Annotated in this window: 20 protein-coding genes and 1 rRNA gene; all 21 read left to right on the forward strand. The window is 35.0% G+C overall.

Going from position 1 to position 19,506, the window contains the following annotated elements; genetic code table 11:
* Positions 1–211 precede the first annotated feature (211 nt).
* Complete coding sequence (cpaB, locus tag M3206_RS16060; protein ID WP_251313528.1) at positions 212–961, forward strand: Flp pilus assembly protein CpaB; 750 nt, start codon at positions 212–214, stop codon at positions 959–961.
* A 36-nt stretch (positions 962–997) separates the two neighbouring features.
* A complete protein-coding gene (locus M3206_RS16065; RefSeq protein ID WP_251313529.1) occupies positions 998–2,146 on the forward strand; it encodes an AAA family ATPase in 1,149 nt (382 codons plus the stop codon).
* A 32-nt stretch (positions 2,147–2,178) separates the two neighbouring features.
* On the forward strand, positions 2,179–3,543 hold the full coding sequence (locus M3206_RS16070) for a CpaF family protein (protein WP_251313530.1): 1,365 nt from the start codon (positions 2,179–2,181) through the stop codon (positions 3,541–3,543).
* Entirely contained in the window at positions 3,521–4,444 is a 924-nt protein-coding gene (locus M3206_RS16075) for a type II secretion system F family protein (RefSeq protein WP_251313531.1), read from the forward strand. The genes M3206_RS16070 and M3206_RS16075 overlap by 23 nt, the downstream gene beginning before the upstream one ends.
* Positions 4,445–4,446: 2 nt before the next feature.
* The gene (locus M3206_RS16080; RefSeq protein WP_251313532.1) at positions 4,447–5,385 is read left to right on the forward strand and encodes a type II secretion system F family protein; all 939 of its coding nucleotides are present in this window, start codon (positions 4,447–4,449) and stop codon (positions 5,383–5,385) included.
* 65 nt (positions 5,386–5,450) lie between these two features.
* Positions 5,451–5,663, forward strand: a complete 213-nt coding sequence (locus tag M3206_RS16085; RefSeq protein WP_251313533.1) for a hypothetical protein — start codon at positions 5,451–5,453, stop codon at positions 5,661–5,663.
* 77 nt (positions 5,664–5,740) lie between these two features.
* Complete coding sequence (locus tag M3206_RS16090; RefSeq protein ID WP_251313534.1) at positions 5,741–7,126, forward strand: VWA domain-containing protein; 1,386 nt, start codon at positions 5,741–5,743, stop codon at positions 7,124–7,126.
* Positions 7,127–7,151: 25 nt separating this feature from the next.
* On the forward strand, positions 7,152–7,571 hold the full coding sequence (locus tag M3206_RS16095) for a pilus assembly protein (RefSeq protein WP_251313535.1): 420 nt from the start codon (positions 7,152–7,154) through the stop codon (positions 7,569–7,571).
* Complete coding sequence (locus M3206_RS16100) at positions 7,564–8,232, forward strand: Tad domain-containing protein (protein ID WP_251313536.1); 669 nt, start codon at positions 7,564–7,566, stop codon at positions 8,230–8,232. The genes M3206_RS16095 and M3206_RS16100 overlap by 8 nt, the downstream gene beginning before the upstream one ends.
* 25 nt (positions 8,233–8,257) lie before the next feature.
* Complete coding sequence (locus tag M3206_RS16105; protein WP_251313537.1) at positions 8,258–9,484, forward strand: hypothetical protein; 1,227 nt, start codon at positions 8,258–8,260, stop codon at positions 9,482–9,484.
* Positions 9,485–9,492: 8 nt separating this feature from the next.
* Entirely contained in the window at positions 9,493–10,299 is an 807-nt protein-coding gene (locus tag M3206_RS16110; protein WP_251313538.1) for a hypothetical protein, read from the forward strand.
* Positions 10,300–10,307: 8 nt separating this feature from the next.
* A complete protein-coding gene (locus tag M3206_RS16115) occupies positions 10,308–11,045 on the forward strand; it encodes a hypothetical protein (protein ID WP_251313539.1) in 738 nt (245 codons plus the stop codon).
* Between the two features lie 14 nt (positions 11,046–11,059).
* Entirely contained in the window at positions 11,060–11,263 is a 204-nt protein-coding gene (locus M3206_RS16120; protein WP_251313540.1) for a hypothetical protein, read from the forward strand.
* Between the two features lie 48 nt (positions 11,264–11,311).
* Complete coding sequence (locus tag M3206_RS16125) at positions 11,312–11,515, forward strand: hypothetical protein (RefSeq protein WP_251313541.1); 204 nt, start codon at positions 11,312–11,314, stop codon at positions 11,513–11,515.
* A gap of 222 nt (positions 11,516–11,737) precedes the next feature.
* Positions 11,738–13,276, forward strand: coding sequence for a transglutaminase-like domain-containing protein (locus M3206_RS16130; protein WP_251313542.1), 1,539 nt, complete (start codon positions 11,738–11,740; stop codon positions 13,274–13,276).
* Positions 13,258–13,407, forward strand: coding sequence for a hypothetical protein (locus M3206_RS16135; RefSeq protein ID WP_251313543.1), 150 nt, complete (start codon positions 13,258–13,260; stop codon positions 13,405–13,407). The genes M3206_RS16130 and M3206_RS16135 overlap by 19 nt, the downstream gene beginning before the upstream one ends.
* Before the next feature lie 952 nt (positions 13,408–14,359).
* Positions 14,360–15,178 carry a hypothetical protein gene (locus M3206_RS16140; protein WP_251313544.1) on the forward strand — a complete coding sequence of 273 codons (819 nt, stop codon included), beginning with the start codon at positions 14,360–14,362 and terminating at the stop codon, positions 15,176–15,178.
* A gap of 63 nt (positions 15,179–15,241) precedes the next feature.
* A complete protein-coding gene (locus M3206_RS16145) occupies positions 15,242–16,579 on the forward strand; it encodes a VWA domain-containing protein (RefSeq protein ID WP_251313545.1) in 1,338 nt (445 codons plus the stop codon).
* A gap of 15 nt (positions 16,580–16,594) precedes the next feature.
* On the forward strand, positions 16,595–17,587 hold the full coding sequence (locus tag M3206_RS16150) for a hypothetical protein (RefSeq protein ID WP_251313546.1): 993 nt from the start codon (positions 16,595–16,597) through the stop codon (positions 17,585–17,587).
* 95 nt (positions 17,588–17,682) lie between these two features.
* Entirely contained in the window at positions 17,683–19,116 is a 1,434-nt protein-coding gene (locus M3206_RS16155) for a nicotinate phosphoribosyltransferase (RefSeq protein WP_251313547.1), read from the forward strand.
* Positions 19,117–19,421: 305 nt separating this feature from the next.
* Positions 19,422–19,506: ribosomal RNA gene (locus tag M3206_RS16160) — 16S ribosomal RNA — on the forward strand; the annotation flags it as partial.

A 19,506-nucleotide genomic window follows, 5' to 3' on the forward strand; every position in this document is an offset into this window, starting at 1 on the left:
TTTTATGTGAATGTCGAAATTAGTCGTATTATAAGGAGGATAGTAAGAAGGTTGTGGAAAAGTCCTCTAAAGCTTTATATACAAAGGATTTAGAGGGTTGACTCTTAAAGAATACCTATGATAGTTTTGGCATAGTAAAAATCTGAAACTTTGACAAATTATATGAAAATTATTCTTTTATTACATATTTAGGAAGTAGGTATACATAAAAATGATTGAGTCAAAACGCAGAGCATTTATTTTTATTACTTTAGCTATTCTTTTAGCTCTAATCGCAGGTTTTCTAGTTCTACAGAAAGTACGTCAACTTAATTCTGAATTAGGCGGAATGACTGCTATTTATGTAGCCAAAGAAAATGTACCTTCACGCGAATTACTAACCCCAGAAGATGTAACTACTGAAGAAATACCGAATCGATATATTACTGCTTCTCATATTACAGAAAGAAAAGAGTTAGTGGACAAGGTTGCTACGGTACCATTAAGCAAAGGGGACATAATTACAAAAAATATCCTTAAAGAAACTTCAAGTGTGTTAAATGAAGATAATAGACTCGTTATGCTCTATGGATCTGATAAGGTACGCTTTGATGAAGAAGTAGAAGCGTTAGATCGAGTAGATATAATAGTGTCTCATCAATTTGAAGGTAAGCCAAAGACAGAAATCTTCATGTCTGATGTAAAAGTAAGCCGTTCATATAAAACTGAAAAAAAACAATTTTATGGAGTTGCGTTGGAAGTACCCGTTAAAGATGCATCTAAATTAGTTCATATTCAAAATTATGCCGATAGTGTACGAGTCTTAAAAGCAAATGTTGGTCAAGCAGAAATCAAACCAAATAATGATAAGACCAAAGAAGAGAAACCTAAAGATCCGCCGGCAAAAAAAGAGCAAAAATCTCCACCTAAAGATTCCAAGCAGCCCCCTAAACAACAACCTGCAAAGCCTACAGGTCAGTAAGATAGAAATTATTGTAAGGATAATGGAGGACTAAAAATGCTTCAAGAGCGAAAATTATTAATCGTCAGTGATAATTCGGAGTTATCAGACCAAATTCATTTTATCTCCGAACAATTTATAAAAGTAGAAACTGTAAATTCTCATGAAGTTTTAAAGGAATTGGATAGATTAGCTCCTGATATTATTATCATCATAAAAACCGATGATTCAACTGTAGAATTAGTTCAAAGTATTCATGCTGAAAATTCAAGTCCAATATTGTTACTAACAGAATCCCAGGATTTTATTTTATTGCGTGATGTAATACGTGCTGGAGCAATTGATTATTTTGTTATACCAGATGAGATTTCTTTATTCGAAAAAAGGCTTCAAGCTATTATCAAAAGGCTAGAAACCAATGAAACAGATGTTAAAGAAGGTTATAATGCTTCATTTAAAAGAGGTAGAGGGCAAGTAATCTCTTTTTATAGTGCAAAGGGTGGGAGCGGAAAGACATTTGTAGCTACTTCTTTTGCCCAGACACTTAAGTTAGAATCTACTGCCCAAGTACTATTGATTGACCTTAACCTGCAATTTGGCGGTATTGAAACTTATCTCAGTATTGAGAGCACACGTTCCTTAATTGATTTAAATCCTGTAATAGAGGAGTTAAATGAATCCCATATACAAAATGTTAGTGAAAAAGAAAGCCATTCAAAATTAGAAATACTATTAAGTCCAAAAGATGCTGAAATAGCAGAAAGCGTTACGCAAGGTTTCGTTTCAAAGTTAATTAGGGCATGCAGACGTAGTTATGATTTTATAATTTTAGATCTTCCTTCTTATGTGGACGACAAAACTTATATAGCTTTAGAAGAATCTGATGTGATTAACTACATTTTAAATCTTGACACACCTTCATTGAGAGCTTTTAAAGATGCAGAAGTTTTATTCCAAAGACTAGGAATTGATGTAAATGAAAGGTTACAAATTATCGTAAACAAAACAGGAAAAGAAAATGAGGTCACTTTAAAGGATATTAAAGATATTGTTACGGTACCTGTTGTGACTGATATTAGATATGATAAAAAAACAGTTCAACCAATGATAAATCAAGGTTTGCCATTGCAAAAAAAACCTAATGAAAAAAAACTTCCACATCCAGCTAAGGACATTAGAAAATGGGTGTTGTCGAAGTTAAGCTAAGTTATTTCGAAAATAATGAAAGGAGGTAAAATATGTCTATTTTCAAACGTGAAAAAGAATTACCTTCTCTTAAAAAAACAAATCTAAATAACACATACTCTAATCCGTATATTGATAAACTTGTTGAACACTATAAAGGACGTCTTTTACATGAAACTAATTTAGAACAACTTACAAGTTTGAGTCGAGGTGAAATGAAGCTATCTATCGAAAAACTTGTCAGTTCATTTATGTCTGAAGAAAAAGTGATTATTCCTCGACATGAAAAAGAAGCTCTGCTTATAAGGCTAATAGATGAATCGGTAGGTTTTGGGCCTCTTGAACCTCTTTTAAATGATTCAGAGATTACGGAGATACTGATTAATGGCCATAAAGAAGTTTTTATAGAGAAAAACGGACAATTAAGAAAAACAAATATTCAATTTAAAGATGAAAATCATGTGAGACACATTGTTGATAGAGTTGTGGCACCCCTTGGACGAAGAATTGATGAAAGTTCTCCTATGGTAGATGCTAGACTTCATGACGGAAGTCGCGTAAATGCTGTTATTCCACCTGTTAGTTTAAATGGAACACTTGTTTCAATCCGTAAGTTTAGAGAAGATCCTTTTAAGATGGAAGACTTGATCAACTTTCAATCTATGGATGAGTCTATGTCTCACTTTTTGCAAGCGGTTATAAAAGCAAAAATGAATGTACTTATTTCAGGGGGGACTGGAAGTGGAAAAACCACATTACTTAATGCACTTGCTAGAGCGATTCCACCTTCTGAACGTGTTATAACAATAGAAGATTCGGCTGAATTAAAGCTTGATAGAGCAAGTGTAGTAGGAATGGAATCTAGACCTCCAAACGTTGAAGGATCTGGGGAAATTACAATTCGACAATTGGTTAAAAATGCTTTGCGAATGCGTCCAGACCGTATTATTGTTGGTGAAGTACGTGGATCAGAGGCCTTCGATATGCTGCAAGCTATGAATACAGGGCATGAAGGTTCCATGACTACAGTCCATGCTAATTCACCTTATGATGCCCTTAGCCGTGTTGAAGGAATGGTAATCATGTCAGGAATGGACTTGCCTACAGAGGTTATACGAGAATATATCGTAGGAGCACTGGATTTTATTGTACAGGGAGAGCGGCTATCCGACGGGAATCGTAAAATTGTTTCCATTGCTGAAGTATTTAAAGATGAACAAAATAAGGTTCAAATGAAAGAGATTTTTAAGTTCAAACGGACCGGCATGGGTGAGAATGGTAAGGTACTAGGATATTTTACACCTACAGGAACTGTTCCAAAATGCTTGGAAAGACTGAGGGTTTTCGGAATAAAGATTGATGAATCTATGTTCTGGCCAAAGGAGGTTAAACCGAATGATACCGTCTATTCTGTTTAGTCTATCCGTATTGCTTTTTATTATCGGTTTTTATCAATATTTAGGGTTCAGATCTCAAAAAAAAGAATTGAAGCAAAAAATTTCTAAGTTTTTTCCGGTTAAAAAAAGAAAAAGTATAATTGTTGTTTGGGGAAGCCGTTTCGATCAAACTGAACTTGCTAAACCTATAAATGATAAGTTGCAGAAAGCGAGTGTTCCATTAACTGCTTCGGAATTATTAGGAGCGTTGATCGTTGGGTGTTTAGGAGTAACTGTATTATTGACAAATTTGTTTGATGTCCCTTTGCGTATAAGTTTTCTATTGGGATTGTTTACAGCAGCTCTATCCTATTGGTTATTGTTTTTAATTAGACAAAATCGTTATAACGATCGCTTAAATAGTCAACTTTCAGAGGTATGTAGATTACTAGGGAATTCTGCAAGAGCAGGAATGACCATAAATCAGGGAATTGAAATGGTTGCAAGAGAAGCCTCATCACCTGCAAGAGAAGAGTTTTCAAGGATTGCCAGCGAACTTAGATTAGGGGTTGACTTTGAAAAGGCAATGCGTGACTTGCAGAATAGAATTCCATCTAGGGAATTCCAGTTATTTATAGCTACGTTGCTTATTCAAAAAAAATCTGGAGGGAATTTATTCTCTGTATTGGATGAAATGGCTAACACTTTAGAGGAAAGAAAAGTTCTTAATCAAACGATTAAAACAATGACTGCTGAACAAAGATATATTTCATACTTTGTCCCAGCATTACCAATATTACTACTGCTTATTATGAATCAAATTGTTGATGGATTTCTTGAACCGTTATCTACCATACCCGGCATTATTTTAGGAACAATTTTTATACTGGGGACAGGCGTTACTTTTATTCTTGTTAAAAAAGTAACGAACATTAAGGTGTAATTATGGATACTATCATTTTAGTTGCTATTTTATTTTTCTGGGTATTTCTATTTATTGGGTTATATAGCTGGTATCAATATCAAAGTAAGCAAGCATTATTACAAAAACACATAAAAGAATCTATATTTTATGAAGAACAGCACTTAAGGAAGAAAGATTCGTATTTTGTGAAACTTGTAAAACGGATAACCAAACAAGCTGATGATTTTTCCGCTATTGGTCAAAGGATTGATTTGTTTAGTGAGTCACATGAAGTAGAGGATTGGTTAAAAAAATCTAGTTTTCCATTAGATTTAACAGTAGAGAGGTTCCAAGGTCTTAAGATTGTATTGGCCCTCATTGGTTTTGGGTTAGGTATAACCTTCTTATTATTAGGTTTGCCGCTGTCGAATTTTGGTGTTGTTCTATTACCAGTTGGAGGTTATTTCTTCCCTATAATTTGGTTAAAGCAAAAAGCGAAACAAAGACAAGATCAACTTAGATATGACCTGCCAGATTTTCTGGATACTGTAAGTGTTAGTTTGCAAGCTGGTATAGGGTTGGACCAAGCTTTAAGAGAAGTAGTCAAATTCTTTTCAGGACCTTTACGAGAAGAATTTAGTAGGTTTAACCAAGAGATAGATTTAGGGGTTGAGCGCGAGAAAGCTTATCGAAACCTATTAGCTAGAAACGATAACCCTGAATTCCAAACATTAATAAAATCTCTTATTCAAGGTATGACACTTGGGGTACCAGTGGCTACAACATTTAAGATCCAAGCTGAGGACATGAGGATAATCCGACAAGAACAAATAAAGGAAAAGGCAGCCAAGGCCTCTCCTAAAATCACATTGATCACTACCTTTATAGTTATGCCAACCGCCATATTTTTAATAGGTGGATTAATGGTTATGAACATGTTCATGGGTGATAATAATTTATTTGGAGTTTTTCAGAAGTAAATTAGGTACAACTTTTAAGTTTTTACTTAAGAGATTATATAAAAAACAATTAGGAGGAATTTCAAATGCAAAAATTAAGTATTTCGCTTTATCTTAAAGTCAAGGATGCTTTGCAAAATCAGAAAGGTGCACAATCTCTAGAATGGCTTGGGATAGCAGCGTTATTAATTATGGTTGTAGGAATCGTATCGACTTTCCTTGGTGGATCAGGTAAGGGTCGTATTGAAGGGGTATTAGAAAACATTATTAGCTCTATTGAAGATCAAGTAGGAAAATAATTAATTGAAACAGGCAAGTGGTGAAATCTTTTCCTCACTTGCTTGTTCATTAAATGGGGAGGAGCTCTCACACACCTATGAAGAGAAACAAAATATTCATAGTACTTATTTTACTTTTTATATTTACAATATTACTAGTTGCTTGTACGAATGATGAAAATAAGGATCAGCCGAAAAAATCTTCTAGGACTCAAGAGGAAACTAACAAAGAGGATAACCTCGGTGAGAAAGAGCTTGCTATAATCAACGAAGCTCCAAAGCCTTCTGAGAACCTAGAAGAGATTTTAGAATATCCGAAAGGTCAATTTGCTGGATTGGATTTTAGAGGGAACGATGAAGACAAAGAACGAATACTAGAGACCTTTGAAGATTTTCCTAAACTGAATAGTAACACAAGTGATGAGGTGTTGGATAAATATTGGGCTACAATGGTTTCTTACTATCATGAAGATTATCCTAGTCCTGACGAAGTCTTGGAAGGAATTAAATTGCAATCCTTTGGAAATCCAGAACTAGAAGACAAAAGATATCATTTTAAAGAAAATCTTAATGTTGAAATCATACTAGATGCCAGCGGAAGTATGGGAGCGAAAATAGGAAATAAAACCAAAATGGAGCTTGCAAAAGATTCAATCAAGGGGTTTGCTTCAAAATTGCCTAGTAATGCAAATGTTGCTTTAAGAGTATATGGGCATAAAGGAAGCGGTAGCAATGCAGACAAAGCATTATCTTGTGGTAGCTCTGAGTTGGTTTATTCCTTACAAAAATACAATGAAAAAGTATTTGATGATTCCTTAAACAAGTTTGACCCTGCCGGCTGGACACCAATTGCATTAGCTTTAAATGAAGCTCAAAAAGATTTAAAATCTTTTGATAGTGAACGAAATACAAACATTATCTATTTGGTCAGTGATGGAATTGCAACATGTGATGAGGATCCTATTAAAGCAGCTAAAACAATAGCTGATTCTAATATTGAACCAATCGTAAATATTTTAGGTTTTGATATTGATAATAAAGGTCAAAAGCAACTAATGGAAATAGCAAAAGCATCAAAAGGAACATATGCATCAGTAAACAATGCTGATCAGTTAAACCAGGAATTAGATAAAGCAAAACAAATAGCTGAACTTTGGGAAGATTGGAAAGATAACGCAAAAAGGGATGCTAAAAGTCAATTTATTGATCAAAAATTCGATATTCTTTTTTTCTCTAATGATTTTGCTGAAGCATATATAAGAGAAAATAATAACTATAGGTATACCATTAGACATTTAAGGGATGAAGGTAAAATCAGTAAAGAAAGCTGGAGATACCTGGATGATAAGCGCAAAGAGCGTTTTGATAGAATGAAAGATTATAGGCAGGAAATCGAAAAACAATTGGACTCAATAAATGAAGGCAACTTAGAAGATGCTCAAAAAGAATTGAAAAAAATGGCGGAAGAGAATAAGCCTAATTAGGATGAAGGTCTAGGGGTTGCACGAAATGAAAAAGTATTTCTTTTCAATTAAGAGAAAAATAAATAATGAAAAAGGTGCAATTTCATTAGAGTTTCTAGGGATATTGCCTTTTTACTTCTTTTTATTATTGCTTTTATGGCAGGCGGTTGCTTTTGGGTATTCAGTTATAACTACTCAGTCAGCAATGAACGAAGCAGCTAAAGTTGTTTCAACAGGTGGAACCCAAGAGGATGCTATCAATCAAGCAAGTGAAATTATTGGCGGGGGAGATTTAATAAACTTTCAATCTGTTAATTTTTCACCTATAGATACAGATGGAGATTTTACAACTACTATTAATGTTGAAATGGGATTGGTTTTTATTCCGGACCAATGGAGAAGCAAAGGTTTCTTTTGGATTCCTTTTGAATTGTCTACTAATAGCAGAGTGATTAGTTATGAATAACGAAAGAGGTAATGCTTCGTTTTATTTAATCTGGCTTTTGGGTTTAACAGCTCTGCTATTTTTCTTTGTTATTAACATTTCAAAAATCTTTTTTGCCAGTGAAACTGCTACAAATGCAGCAGAGCAAGCAAGTTTAGCTGCAACTGATGTGGTGTATGATGCTATAAATAATGCAGTTATGGAGTTTGATAGTCATCCTATTCATGGTCCTCTTTTTTTTACCAGCCATGGACTGAAGTCATTGCAAGATGTAATTGAGGAAAGGAAAATTGAATTACGTTCCACAAAGCCTAGCTTAACGGATTCAAGAGCGCAGATTATTGCAATGAATGAGATATTAAGTGATGAAATCCCCCAAATTGATGCTTTGAATGACAAAGTGAAAAGTCACCTTGAAAGTCCTAATACAATTGCTGCTCTAAAGTTTGCAGTAGAACAGAATATATCAAACAATAAAGCAATAAGTGAAGGAAATTCCATTATTTATTTTAATAATGATGAAAGGATTGAAATTAATGCTAAAGTAAATCCAAAGCTGACTAGTTTCCAAAACTTCTTTAAAAAAAGTGTGGATACTTTAAGAAAAAACGGACAAGGTCCTAGAATTCCTTTTGTAAAATACTTAGATGATTGGAGTAATCAAGTGATACTTCTTGATTAAATAATTTGCAGGGGGTGTAAAAATTATGAGAATGAAAAAACGGGTTTCAAGGTTTGCGGCTATTGTTGCTTTTACAATACTTTTTCTACATACATTTCCTCTTATGGCACTAGCAGGTGAAGCGATTACACCCGGTAAACCTATTAATCCAGGCTCACCTATTAATCCAGGGAAAGCTATAACCCCAGGAAATGCTATTACTCCAGGAAATTCATTGAAACCGGGTAATCCCATCTCTCCTGGAACACCAATTCAACCTGGCACACCAATTAATCCAGGAAAGCCAGTAAAACCAGGAAATGGTGATGGAATTGATCCGAATAGCCCGTGGGCACAACCAGACAAGGGAGAAAATACAGATGGAAAAACTAATCCTTCAGATAATGAGACTCCATCAGTTCAAGAAGGAAAAAGCCCAAGTAAAACCGGGGTTGATGGTAGAAATTCAAAAACATCAACTACGGACCCTGGTAATGAACCTATTCTAGATAATCCAATATATAAAGCAAGTAAATGGGTTTTGAAAGATCTGATAATGAATGGAATTGAGATTGGTGCTGATGCTGATGATGGCGTTGCCACCTTTAGTCAAATTGATTGGAAAAAAGCGAATTTCTCACAGTTTGGAGATAAAGCTATAAGAGCGGCACTTGGTGAGGTTATTGACGGAGATAGTGAGGGGGCACTTGCTGCTAAGTTTGCCCTAGATTCTATGTCTGGATATGATAATTATAAAGCTGTTTCAAATTTCTTGAAAACGCCATCAGAAATAAAATCAAGTTACCAACTATTAAAGGCTGTAAACAATCTATCTTTTAATGAAGTTTCCTCACTTAATAAAGTTAGAAATTTTGGTAGTTTCCTCAGTGATATTTCAAAACCTATGGAGATTAACAAAACTACTTTTCTTGGTAAGATTGCCTTACCTTTTGCGGCTGTAAATGCCGGGATTTCTTCATATGAAACTGTTACTAACTTTAGTAATGGTGAGGTAAACAAAGGTATTGCTAGCTTAGGTGAAACTTTAATGTCAGGTGCTGTTATTGCTTCAGCTACCGGATTAGGAGCTCCTGTTGCTACTGGTCTGGCTGTAGTAGGTGGTGCTTTATGGGCTGGTGCAAAAATATATGAACATCGTAAAACGATTGTCAAAGCTATAAAGGACCCTGTTGGAACAGCTGTTAAGGCCGGCAAGGGAATTGTAGAAGGGGTTTCAAAAATGACAGGAAAAATAGCTGGTTGGTTTAGTTAGGAGATAATATGTTATCCATTAAAACACTTCCATCAAATATTGAGCGAACTTTAAATGATTTCAATAAAGGGAAGGAAAAACCAGATGTTTTTCCTTCTGCTTTCCTTATTAATGATGAAAAATTTTATTATTTTACATTTAACCCATCTGCTGAAAAGCTAATTATTAATCAGGATGGCTCTATAAAACCAATATCTGAAGTAACATATCCTGCTCTAATAGCAAATGGTTATTATACTGCCATAAGAAGTATACTTAATGGTCAAAAATGGGTGAAAGCCTCAACAAAAAGTAATTATATACGTCTAAAAAAAACTTTATTAAAAATACAAAAGGAATTACCTAAATCCCCAAAAAACTTAGAGTTAGTTAACTCTCTTGGCCGTTTTATTCACTCTGCAAATGAAATCGTTGAACTTCAAAACGTAATCGAAAAGGCTGTAAAAGACGGAATTAAAAAAGTACAATCTACAAATTCCATTGGAATCGTCACTAAAGATGATTTTGATGAACTGAGAGCGATTAATCTTAAGATGGTTAGAGCTGCTTATAGACAAAATAAGGTTCAAATTGAAACAGAAGATGATAGACATAGAGTATACGAATATTTAAATAGTAAATCTTTCTTTTCTAATATTAAGCTTGGGTTATATAATATTCAATTAATGCCATTTAAGAAGTATATGCTTAGAAGTGAAACGAATATGGGTCAAGAAATTTTAGAGATGGGTTATGTAATGGATGAAGATGTTCCTTTAGAAGAGCATCCTAATGCTCAAGAAGTATTAGATCAATATAAAAACCCAAGAAGGTAGGTGATCATTTGACTGGTATCCTTTTAAATTCGTTTAAAGTTTATAAAGACAATTTTAAAAAAATTTTAATTTTAGGGATTAGTATAATTTTACCTATTCAACTGCTTTTTACATTTGCAACGAATCTTGTGGCTCTTCCTTTTGCTATTTTTGGTTTTAGTCTATGGGAAACAATGGTTCAAGTATTTTTTACTGTGATTACGTTCTTTTTGATTCAATTACCATTCACGAATCTATTTGAATTAGATTTTAAAGATGAGGAATATAAATTAAAAGATATATATATAAAAACATTGCAACGTGGTTACATGGTTTATATATTAAGCCTATTAAGTGCCGTGTTGATTATAGCAGGTCTTTTGTTTTTTATTTTACCTGGTGTACTCCTTATGATACTTTTAATTGCCATTCCCCAAGCAATTGTTCTTGAAAATAAACTTTGGTGGAATTCAGTAAAGCGCTCTATGAAATTTGCTAAACAAAATTTTTGGAAATTATTAGGTGTAATACTATTATTCACCGTAATGGACTTAGTTGTAAGTTTTATTGCATACTTTTTAACTGCTCTTACAAGTAACCTCTTTATTGTACTAAACTCATTTATAATAGTAGGGAATGCAATTATTCTCCCATATTTCATTTTTATGCTTTCTACTTTATATAAAAATTGGATTAGTGAATATTCGAATGCGGAAGATATGGAATATAAAAAAATTGGTGATTTTAGTAGAAAACCTATTTACTAGAAGAGGTGAAATCTATGGCAAGCAAAGTAGCAAAATGGAGAAAAATATACCAATATCTGTTTATGGGATTTTATTTAATCTTGGGGCCAGTAGCTGTATTTCTCTATACTAAAGGATTCGAAAACTTTTTTTACGCATTTGTTCCTTTTGCTGTAGGTCTGCCTTCTATTCGATTTAATCACCTTCGTTCTATAGAACGCAAGGAAGAAATTACTTAACTGTTTATATACATCATACTAGGAAAAAAATAACTAGGAGAAACCTGAATGACAAAAAGTGAAAAGAAATGGCGCCGTTTCTATGGTATGATGTACATCTTCATTTATGGTATTTATGTTCCTTACAATCTCTTCATGTGGTTGGGTAGTGAAGAAGGATTTCCTTTTGGTATGATAGGGATTGCTATAGGTTTGCCTTTGATTAAGAAAAATCATATAAATAGCATTCATGAAAAGGAACAAAATATTTAATAAAACTATTAAATGGAAAATCAAAGCACATAATATTTCTATTTACATATTGTTTTGCTTAAAAGATGGGAACCCCATCTTTTTCTTTTTTATAATGTTTAATGGAAAAAGGAACCCCCCTTGAATACTGTGAGTACAATGCCAATTCATATTACTTTTGCTTATTTTTTTAGCTTATATTCATCCCCCTTAATGTAATTATTTTCAAAGGAGATTAGTAGAATGAAAAACAAATCTATAAGTATTCTTCTGTTATTTGTTGTTATTGTTATGTCTGCATGTACAGATCATAATTCTTCAAACGAACCAGCTAAAAAACAGAAAAAAGACAAATACACCTCTCTCGCTGAAGATGCGAACGAAGACGAAAAGTTAGAGAAGCTTGAGCTGCTTCCTTATGCAGAAGAAGTTGAAGCTTCTTTATCAAGCCCGAAATATAAAGAGTTTACAGTGAACTCTACCATGTTAGTCAAAGGGGAAGCTAAAAAGTATAGCGGATTTAAATCAGATTACGTATGGATCAAGGTGAGTAGCGAAGAAGATGGTCCGGGTGGCCGTGAATTCAGCTATTATGCTCCTATTAAAGCGGGAAAGTTTGAGCAAAAAGTGCAGCTCTTTAACGGAAAGGGAAACTATTCTGTAAAAGTCAGCGTACCTAGCGATAGTGCGGAAGATTATTTTTACGATATCGCAGAGTTTGATGTAGAGAATGTGAACCCAGAACTGAAGCGAGACGTTGCATTCACAAAAAATGCTCTTGAACATGGTTTGGTGTTAAAAAATTCCATAAATGGGTATATGGAATTAGATGGCTCCTTTGAATTAACAGGAGAAGTAGAAGATTCTCGTGTTGATCAGCTTATGGTGGAACTCAAAAAAGAGAATGAATCTACTAAAATAATGATTCCTGTGGAAAAAGGAAAGTTCAGTAAGAAGATTCCCCTTTATTATGGAGAAGGCGTTCATGAAGTGCAGATCATGACACCGAAAGAGGGGGTGACGGATTATTATTCAGAGGCTGCAAATCTGTATGTGAAAAATCTATCAAGTGATACCTACGAACCTGTTAAGTATTCTTCTGCATACAAGGAGAGAGGATTCAGTCTTGAGTCGCCTGAATTAGGCGGCGAAAAGACAGATCTCACTTATAAAATCAAAGGAAGTATAGACCCTAGCGGAAAAGATGCAAGTAAAACAGATGTTGTTTTTGTACAAACCGAAAAAGATAACCAGAAGGCTATGTATGCAATACCTGTAAAGGACAATGAATTTGAAGGTGAGTTCTTCCTGCGATTTGGTCCGGGAAAATACGAAGTTTCGTTAATGGCTCCAGATTCCACACTAACGAATGGCTATGTACAGCATTTTGTTGGAGTTGCAGGTTTCACTGTAGAGAACACCAATGCACAAGATCAGCGATTCACCCTACCATCAAGAGGAATTCAATCGGACGCCCCAGAAATTAAAAAGTTGGCTGCTCAGCTAACAAAGAATAAGAAAACGGAAAAAGAAAAGGCTCTTGCGGTATATGAGTATGTCGCAAAAAATGTGAGCTATGACGTAGATAAATTGAACAATCGTACTTTTGAATTTGATGACAGCGCGTTAAAAACGCTGGATGAGAAGAAAGGTGTATGTCAGGACTTCGCCTATTTAGCGATTGCATTACTGCGGGCAAGTGGATTAGAAACTCAGATGGTAACTGGATACGCGGTCAAAACCATGCCTGGGTGGAAACGAAAGTGGATGGTCGGTGGCTAGCAATGGATCCAACATGGGGTTCAGGATACCTTCAGAATAATAAGTTCGTGCCAAAATTCACGATGAAATACTTCGATCCAAAACCAGCAGAGTTTCAGAAGACACATACAAAGAAAGAAATAGAATTCTAAGGTTATAAGTTGCAAATATGTCTAAGAAAGAAGAAAAGTGTTGGAGAGGAGTTTATCTCTTCCTTAATCTATTAAACTATGGAATTGTTGCTCCCTTAAGTTTCAATTTGTTTTTCGCAGGTGAAGAATCATTTCCGTTCTTTATTATTCCAGTTTCTAGAGCTTCCGGCGCTATGAAACATAAACAGATCCAGAATATAAGAGAAAAAGAAGAAATAAAAGTTTGAAGTGCATTAAACATGTTTAAGAATTAATAAAAAAATTGGCATGAGTACACCACGTGTTGGAGGAAATATGTTAACTGTAAAAAACCTACCTCACCATATTAAAGAATCTGCAAAAAGTCACCAACGTAACGACATACGATTCCATATGTTTGCTTTAATGTTTTTGATTGAAGATGAAAAATATTATTTTACTTATGTATGAATCTTCAAGAAATCAAATTATTCTTAGGGAAGATAAAGGATTCTGTTAAAAAAATAAAAAAGCCATTCCTATATGCTTTAGGGTACAATTCTTCAATTGAAAATATTTTCGGATATTGGTGGGGTATGGGTGAAGATTGGGACGATTAAACGATACAAAAAGCTAAATCTACTTCTTCTTGATAGTTTAGAAGCTAAAATAAGAAATAAAGCTCCTGCTCACTAGAATGTCTATCAAAGTTTAAAGATGCTTTAAGAATAATAATTACTGAGCAAGAAAATATAAACCAATCTATTGAAAAAGGGTTAGCTCTGGCCATTGAAACGAATGATCGCGAGCTCGTTACATTGGCAGATATAAGCAAATGCGGGAATTCAATGAAAGTATGGTTAGATCAGCTAAAGATGTAAATATAGAAGAAGATATTGAGGCATTAAACGTGTTAAAAACTGTGAGAAACCCAGAATAAATAATTTAAAAGCCTTATTCGTACTCTATTAATAGTTTGATAAGGAGATGAAAGATGTCTATAGAAGCAAGTTTTAAAAAATATAAAGCATTTTTAGAAACGATTGATATTGTTAAATATGAGATTCTAACTAATTCTAAAAAGTATAGAGTAGCAGCTTATAACAAATTTAGGAGTACAAAAGGATATCTAGTGGTTGTATCTAATGGTAAAGTTTGTTCAAGAGAAGAAGCGATAGATCCGTATCTGTTATTTAGCACATTTAATTCTTTTATGTTTGGTCTTGATGAGCAAGGTCAAGCGGAGATGGACAAACCAACGGCTATCTTTCAAAACACTATAAATCTATTAAATTCAGTTAAACCCTATATTAAAAATCGACTAGAAGAGAAAATCGTTACAAATATAAACGAGCTTGACCAGGGATACAAGCGAATAAAAGATATACATTCAGAGGCACTTCGCGTTTATGAATCTGTAATAACTAAAGGAATATTAATTGAAGATGAAGTGGAAGAAATTTCTAAATTAATGGAGGAATTTACTTCTCTTCAATATAAACATTTATATTTACAAATCAATAATAAGGACCATCTTCGGAAAGTTGTTAAAGAATTAATAGAAGCTGTAAATATTGTACCTGCTGAAGTTAAAAGAAATATGAAGAAAGCAATAGAAGTGTTTGAATATCTTACTGGTGAAGAATACCTATCTGGAATATATAAAAGCTTGGCACAATATGAAAAAGATATTCAGGGTAAACAGGTTCCATTTTTTAAGCAGAATAACTGGAAACAAAAGCTTGCTGAAAATAGTAGTGAAAGAAATAAAAAAGAGTTTCAACAAGATGTTTTACCGATGTTGAGAAACTAATTTTTTTACGCGTACATGTATTGTTTTTGAAATTATATTAATAGGTACAAGGAGATTAGAAGGATGAATAACAGCTATTTTCGTTTAATAATGGTAGTTTTTTTAGTTGTAATCATATCAGCCTGCTCATCTGAAACAGCATCTGACACTGAACCAAAGAAAAAAGAGCCTAAGAAAGAAGCAGTTGAAAAAGCACCGACTGAACCTGAAGAGATGGTGGCGAAAGGGGCAGGAGAGCATTATGAAAAAGTGAAGGATCTTGAAGGAGATGCACTGGATGAGGAAATTAAAAGTATCACAAAAGAATTCCCCAAAAAATTAAAGAGTGAAGAAGCCTATAACCGTATTATTGCTGCATTTGCGGCTGATCACCAACCAGCCTTTCAAGAGCTAGAAGACTTTGATATCACGTTCGAAGAAGTAGAAGCTTATGAAAAATATCAGGAAGAACGCGGCAAGGAGAAAAAAGAAGGTCCTCTTAATGTCGCAATTCTTTTGGATGCTAGCGGGAGTATGGCAGCAAAAGTTTCCGGTACTGATAAAATGTCAGCGGCTAAGGAAGCTTTAAAGAAATTTGCTGAAGGCTTGCCAGAGGATGCAAACGTGATGCTACGTGTTTATGGTCATAAGGGAAGCAACGCGAATAAGGATAAAAATGTATCATGCGAAAGTACTGAAGTGATGTACCCATTAGGTGCATATGATAAAGGTGCTTTCCAAGAATCACTTTCTAAATTTAAGCCAACTGGCTGGACACCACTCGCTGCATCTATTGCTGCATCTGAAAAAGATCTTCAAGGCAAAGAAGGAAATAACGTTGTTTATGTCGTGAGTGATGGGATCGAGACATGTGACGGAAATCCGATAGAGGCCGCTAAAAAGCTACACGAATCAAACATTAAAGCAGAAGTAAATATCATCGGATTTGATGTTGATAATAAAGGCCAACAACAACTTAAAGCAGTAGCAGAAGCGGGTGGCGGTGAGTTCCAATCCGTTTCCTCTCAAAAAGAATTATTTGACCAAGTAGAATCCAATTGGTCAAAGGCAATGCATGATACACGAGTCAACTGGGCTTCTGCCATGGATATTACGGATATTAACTGGAGCAGTTCGAACAAAAGCATGGAAATGGGTAAAGTCTACACGGGCACCGTTATTGAAAGTCTAGTTGACGAACGCTCTCTTTTAAGTGATGTAGTAATGAATCTGAGAGACCAGAAAAAGCTTTCTGACGAAGAGCTGACAAAGCTTGATGAATCTATACAAGAACGGTATCAAACTTTAGTAGACTATGCTAAAGAGAAGCATCAGGCTAAAAGTGATTCCCTTAAAGCTGAAAGAGATCGTGTGATTGATGTTATTCAAAAGGCGGCTGATGAAGCTAGAACGCAACAGTAAAGGAAGGTATATAAAGTGGTCAAGATGAAAAGCTGGTTGATGGTTGCAGCTGCGTTAGTTCTTTTAACAGGGTGCAGTGATTCCGAAAAAGTAAATTCAAAAAATAATGAAGTATCAAAAGAGGAAAAGAAAACAGACAAAAAAGAAGAAGTAAAAACAGTAGATACAAAAGCAGACGCACCAAAAGATCAAGGGGATTATAAAGTCTGGTTCGAAGGTGACGTGGAACGAAAAGGTAAAACTATTGTTGTAAAAGGAAAGACGAATCTTTTACCTGAATCTCGCCTTATTGTCGAAATGGACAGCGTTGAGGGTACTATTATTGGTGGGAGTGATTCCGTACAGGTAAATGAAGATGGGACCTTTAACACCGATCTCGAAATCCCTAATGAATATGACGGATTAATTGAAATAGCGTTAAAATTTGAACCAAGTACAGATAACCAGCCGATTAAGGATCACTATGGAGAGATTGGAGAAAAGCTCGAAGGATCTTTTATTAGAATGGATGAGAATACAGGAACAAAACAAAATATAGCTTTTGTAGCATTAGAAGTTAAGCAAGAAGATTCTAATTCGACTATAGCTATTGAAGAACCAGAGTGGGATAAGCCTGAAGACTATGGATCCACTACTGTTCGAATAGATAATCCAGATATCCAGAAAGGTGAAAGATACTTATATATTGAAGGAAAAACAAATTTATTAGAAGGAACTCAATTAAGAGGTAAATTAAGTATCCCTGATTATATTACTTCTGGCTTTCAAGATATAGTAGTTGTTCATCCTGATGGTTCCTACAGAATGATTATTGAAAAACCTCAGACGAATAAGAAGTTAAAAGATGTAAAAGATTATGAGCTGATTATCAGCATGAGTACTATAGACAGTTCCTGGCCATCAATTAAGGAAGCTTACGGTGAAAATGGAGAAAAGCTTCAAGGTGAATTTGTAGCAGATGATGGTTATTTAAAATCAGCAGAAAAGAAAATTTCAATTGTAGAATAACCATCTTGCCCAGCATATTTGTTGCTGGGCTTTCTAAAATGTTTAACAATGAGACAATAGGAGAAAAATGTACAAGAGAAAGGCGGGATTCCGAGATGAGCTATGAAGATTTAGCACTACATACAGATAAATATCAAATTAATATGATGTACGCCCACTGGAAAAACGGAACACATAATAACATTAGAGTGTTTGAAGCCTTTTTCCGAAAGAATCCTTTTCAAAGCGGCTATGCTGTATTCGCGGGGTTAGAGCGAATCGTTCATTTTGTAAACAACTTACGCTTTAATGATGATGATCTTGAATATTTAAGGACACAAGAAGAGCAATATGATGAGGCTTTCTTAAACGAGCTAAAGAACTTTCAATTTACGGGAGAGCTATTTTCCGTAAAGGAAGGTACGGTTGTTTTTCCTAATGAACCATTAATTCGAGTTAAATGCCGTGTATTTGAGGCCCATTTGCTGGAGACAGCTCTTCTTAACTTTATGAACTATCAGACGCTCATTGCCACTAAGGCGGCGCGCATCCGTCATGTTGCAGGAGATGATCAGCTCATGGAATTTGGTACACGCAGGGCTCAAGAAGCGGATGCCGCAATCTGGGGTGCGCGCGCCGCATACATCGCTGGGTTTGATGCTACGTCAAACATGCGCGCAGGGAAACTCTTTGGTATTCCTACAAAAGGAACGCATGCACATGCATGGGTACAAGATCATGATTCGGAAGAAGAGGCTTTTGAACGCTTTGCAAAAGCGCTCCCTGATCAAAGTATTCTTCTAGTGGACACGTACAATACATTAAAAAGCGGAATTCCTAATGCCATAAAAGTGGGACTTAAGATGAAGGAAGAAGGAAAATCACTAAAAGGAATTCGACTGGACAGCGGCGATTTAGCGTATTTCTCGATCCAAGCCCGTAAAATGCTGGATGAGGCAGGACTCCATGATACAGTGATTGTGGCAAGTAATGACCTAGATGATGATGTAATTAATGATCTAAAATCTCAAGGGGCGAAAATTACCTCTTGGGGTGTTGGTACACAATTAATTACTGCATCAGATCAACCAGCGCTTGGCGGTGTATATAAAGTAGTAGCGAAATATGAAAACGGTGGGTATGTCCCAACGATCAAGATTTCATCTAATGTAGAAAAGATAACAACACCGGGCTATAAGAAGGTCTTTCGTATTATAAACAATAAGGGGAAAGCTGAAGCAGATTATATTGCGATGGTGGATGAAGTAATTCCGGATAAAGACATCAAGTTATTTGATCCTGTCCACACTTATAAAAATAAGATAGTCTCTTCATTTACTGCAGAGGAACTGCTTCAACCTATTTATATAGAAGGAAAGCTTGTTTATGAGCTGCCTCACTTAGAGGAGATCCGCAGCTACCACCAAGCACAGCTTCAGTTATTCTGGCCACAGCACTTAAGAAGATTAAATCCACAAGAATACTTTGTAGACCTTTCCAAGAAGGTATGGAAAACAAAAAACGACCTCTTAGAGAAGTATACGTTATAGGCGAGAGGACCTCTTTTCTGATGGGAAAAGAGGTTTTTTAATAAAAACTCAAAAAAACCGTTGACGGCCCAGCAGAACGCTGATATAGTAATAAACGTTGTTGCTTTTCTTACATATTTCTCGACAAAAACATACAAAACTTTTTTAAAAAAGTGCTTGCATCACACATTCAATATGTGGTAAGATAGTTTTTGTCGCTGATTTGAGAAAGCAGCGCAAACAAGTTCTTTGAAAACTGAACAAAAGCAAAGGTAAGGAATTATGAATGAATTCCGTCAGTAAGAAATTAGAGCAAGTCAAACACTTTTATGGAGAGTTTGATCCTGGCTCAGGATGAACGCTGGCGGCGTGCCTAATACATGCAAGTCGAGCGAATGACGAGGAGCTTGC

Source organism: Fictibacillus phosphorivorans (assembly GCF_023715845.1).
GTDB lineage: Bacteria > Bacillota > Bacilli > Bacillales > Fictibacillaceae > Fictibacillus > Fictibacillus phosphorivorans_D.

Bases quoted from the DNA above. Each gene is read 5' to 3' on its own strand.
- cpaB (WP_251313528.1), top strand. From the start codon at position 212: ATGATTGAGTCAAAACGCAGAGCATTTATTTTTATTACTTTAGCTATT.
- M3206_RS16065 (WP_251313529.1), top strand. From the start codon at position 998: ATGCTTCAAGAGCGAAAATTATTAATCGTCAGTGATAATTCGGAGTTA.
- M3206_RS16070 (WP_251313530.1), top strand. From the start codon at position 2,179: ATGTCTATTTTCAAACGTGAAAAAGAATTACCTTCTCTTAAAAAAACA.
- M3206_RS16075 (WP_251313531.1), top strand. From the start codon at position 3,521: ATGATACCGTCTATTCTGTTTAGTCTATCCGTATTGCTTTTTATTATC.
- M3206_RS16080 (WP_251313532.1), top strand. From the start codon at position 4,447: ATGGATACTATCATTTTAGTTGCTATTTTATTTTTCTGGGTATTTCTA.
- M3206_RS16085 (WP_251313533.1), top strand. From the start codon at position 5,451: ATGCAAAAATTAAGTATTTCGCTTTATCTTAAAGTCAAGGATGCTTTG.
- M3206_RS16090 (WP_251313534.1), top strand. From the start codon at position 5,741: ATGAAGAGAAACAAAATATTCATAGTACTTATTTTACTTTTTATATTT.
- M3206_RS16095 (WP_251313535.1), top strand. From the start codon at position 7,152: ATGAAAAAGTATTTCTTTTCAATTAAGAGAAAAATAAATAATGAAAAA.
- M3206_RS16100 (WP_251313536.1), top strand. From the start codon at position 7,564: ATGAATAACGAAAGAGGTAATGCTTCGTTTTATTTAATCTGGCTTTTG.
- M3206_RS16105 (WP_251313537.1), top strand. From the start codon at position 8,258: ATGAGAATGAAAAAACGGGTTTCAAGGTTTGCGGCTATTGTTGCTTTT.
- M3206_RS16110 (WP_251313538.1), top strand. From the start codon at position 9,493: ATGTTATCCATTAAAACACTTCCATCAAATATTGAGCGAACTTTAAAT.
- M3206_RS16120 (WP_251313540.1), top strand. From the start codon at position 11,060: ATGGCAAGCAAAGTAGCAAAATGGAGAAAAATATACCAATATCTGTTT.
- M3206_RS16125 (WP_251313541.1), top strand. From the start codon at position 11,312: ATGACAAAAAGTGAAAAGAAATGGCGCCGTTTCTATGGTATGATGTAC.
- M3206_RS16130 (WP_251313542.1), top strand. From the start codon at position 11,738: ATGAAAAACAAATCTATAAGTATTCTTCTGTTATTTGTTGTTATTGTT.
- M3206_RS16140 (WP_251313544.1), top strand. From the start codon at position 14,360: ATGTCTATAGAAGCAAGTTTTAAAAAATATAAAGCATTTTTAGAAACG.
- M3206_RS16145 (WP_251313545.1), top strand. From the start codon at position 15,242: ATGAATAACAGCTATTTTCGTTTAATAATGGTAGTTTTTTTAGTTGTA.
- M3206_RS16155 (WP_251313547.1), top strand. From the start codon at position 17,683: ATGAGCTATGAAGATTTAGCACTACATACAGATAAATATCAAATTAAT.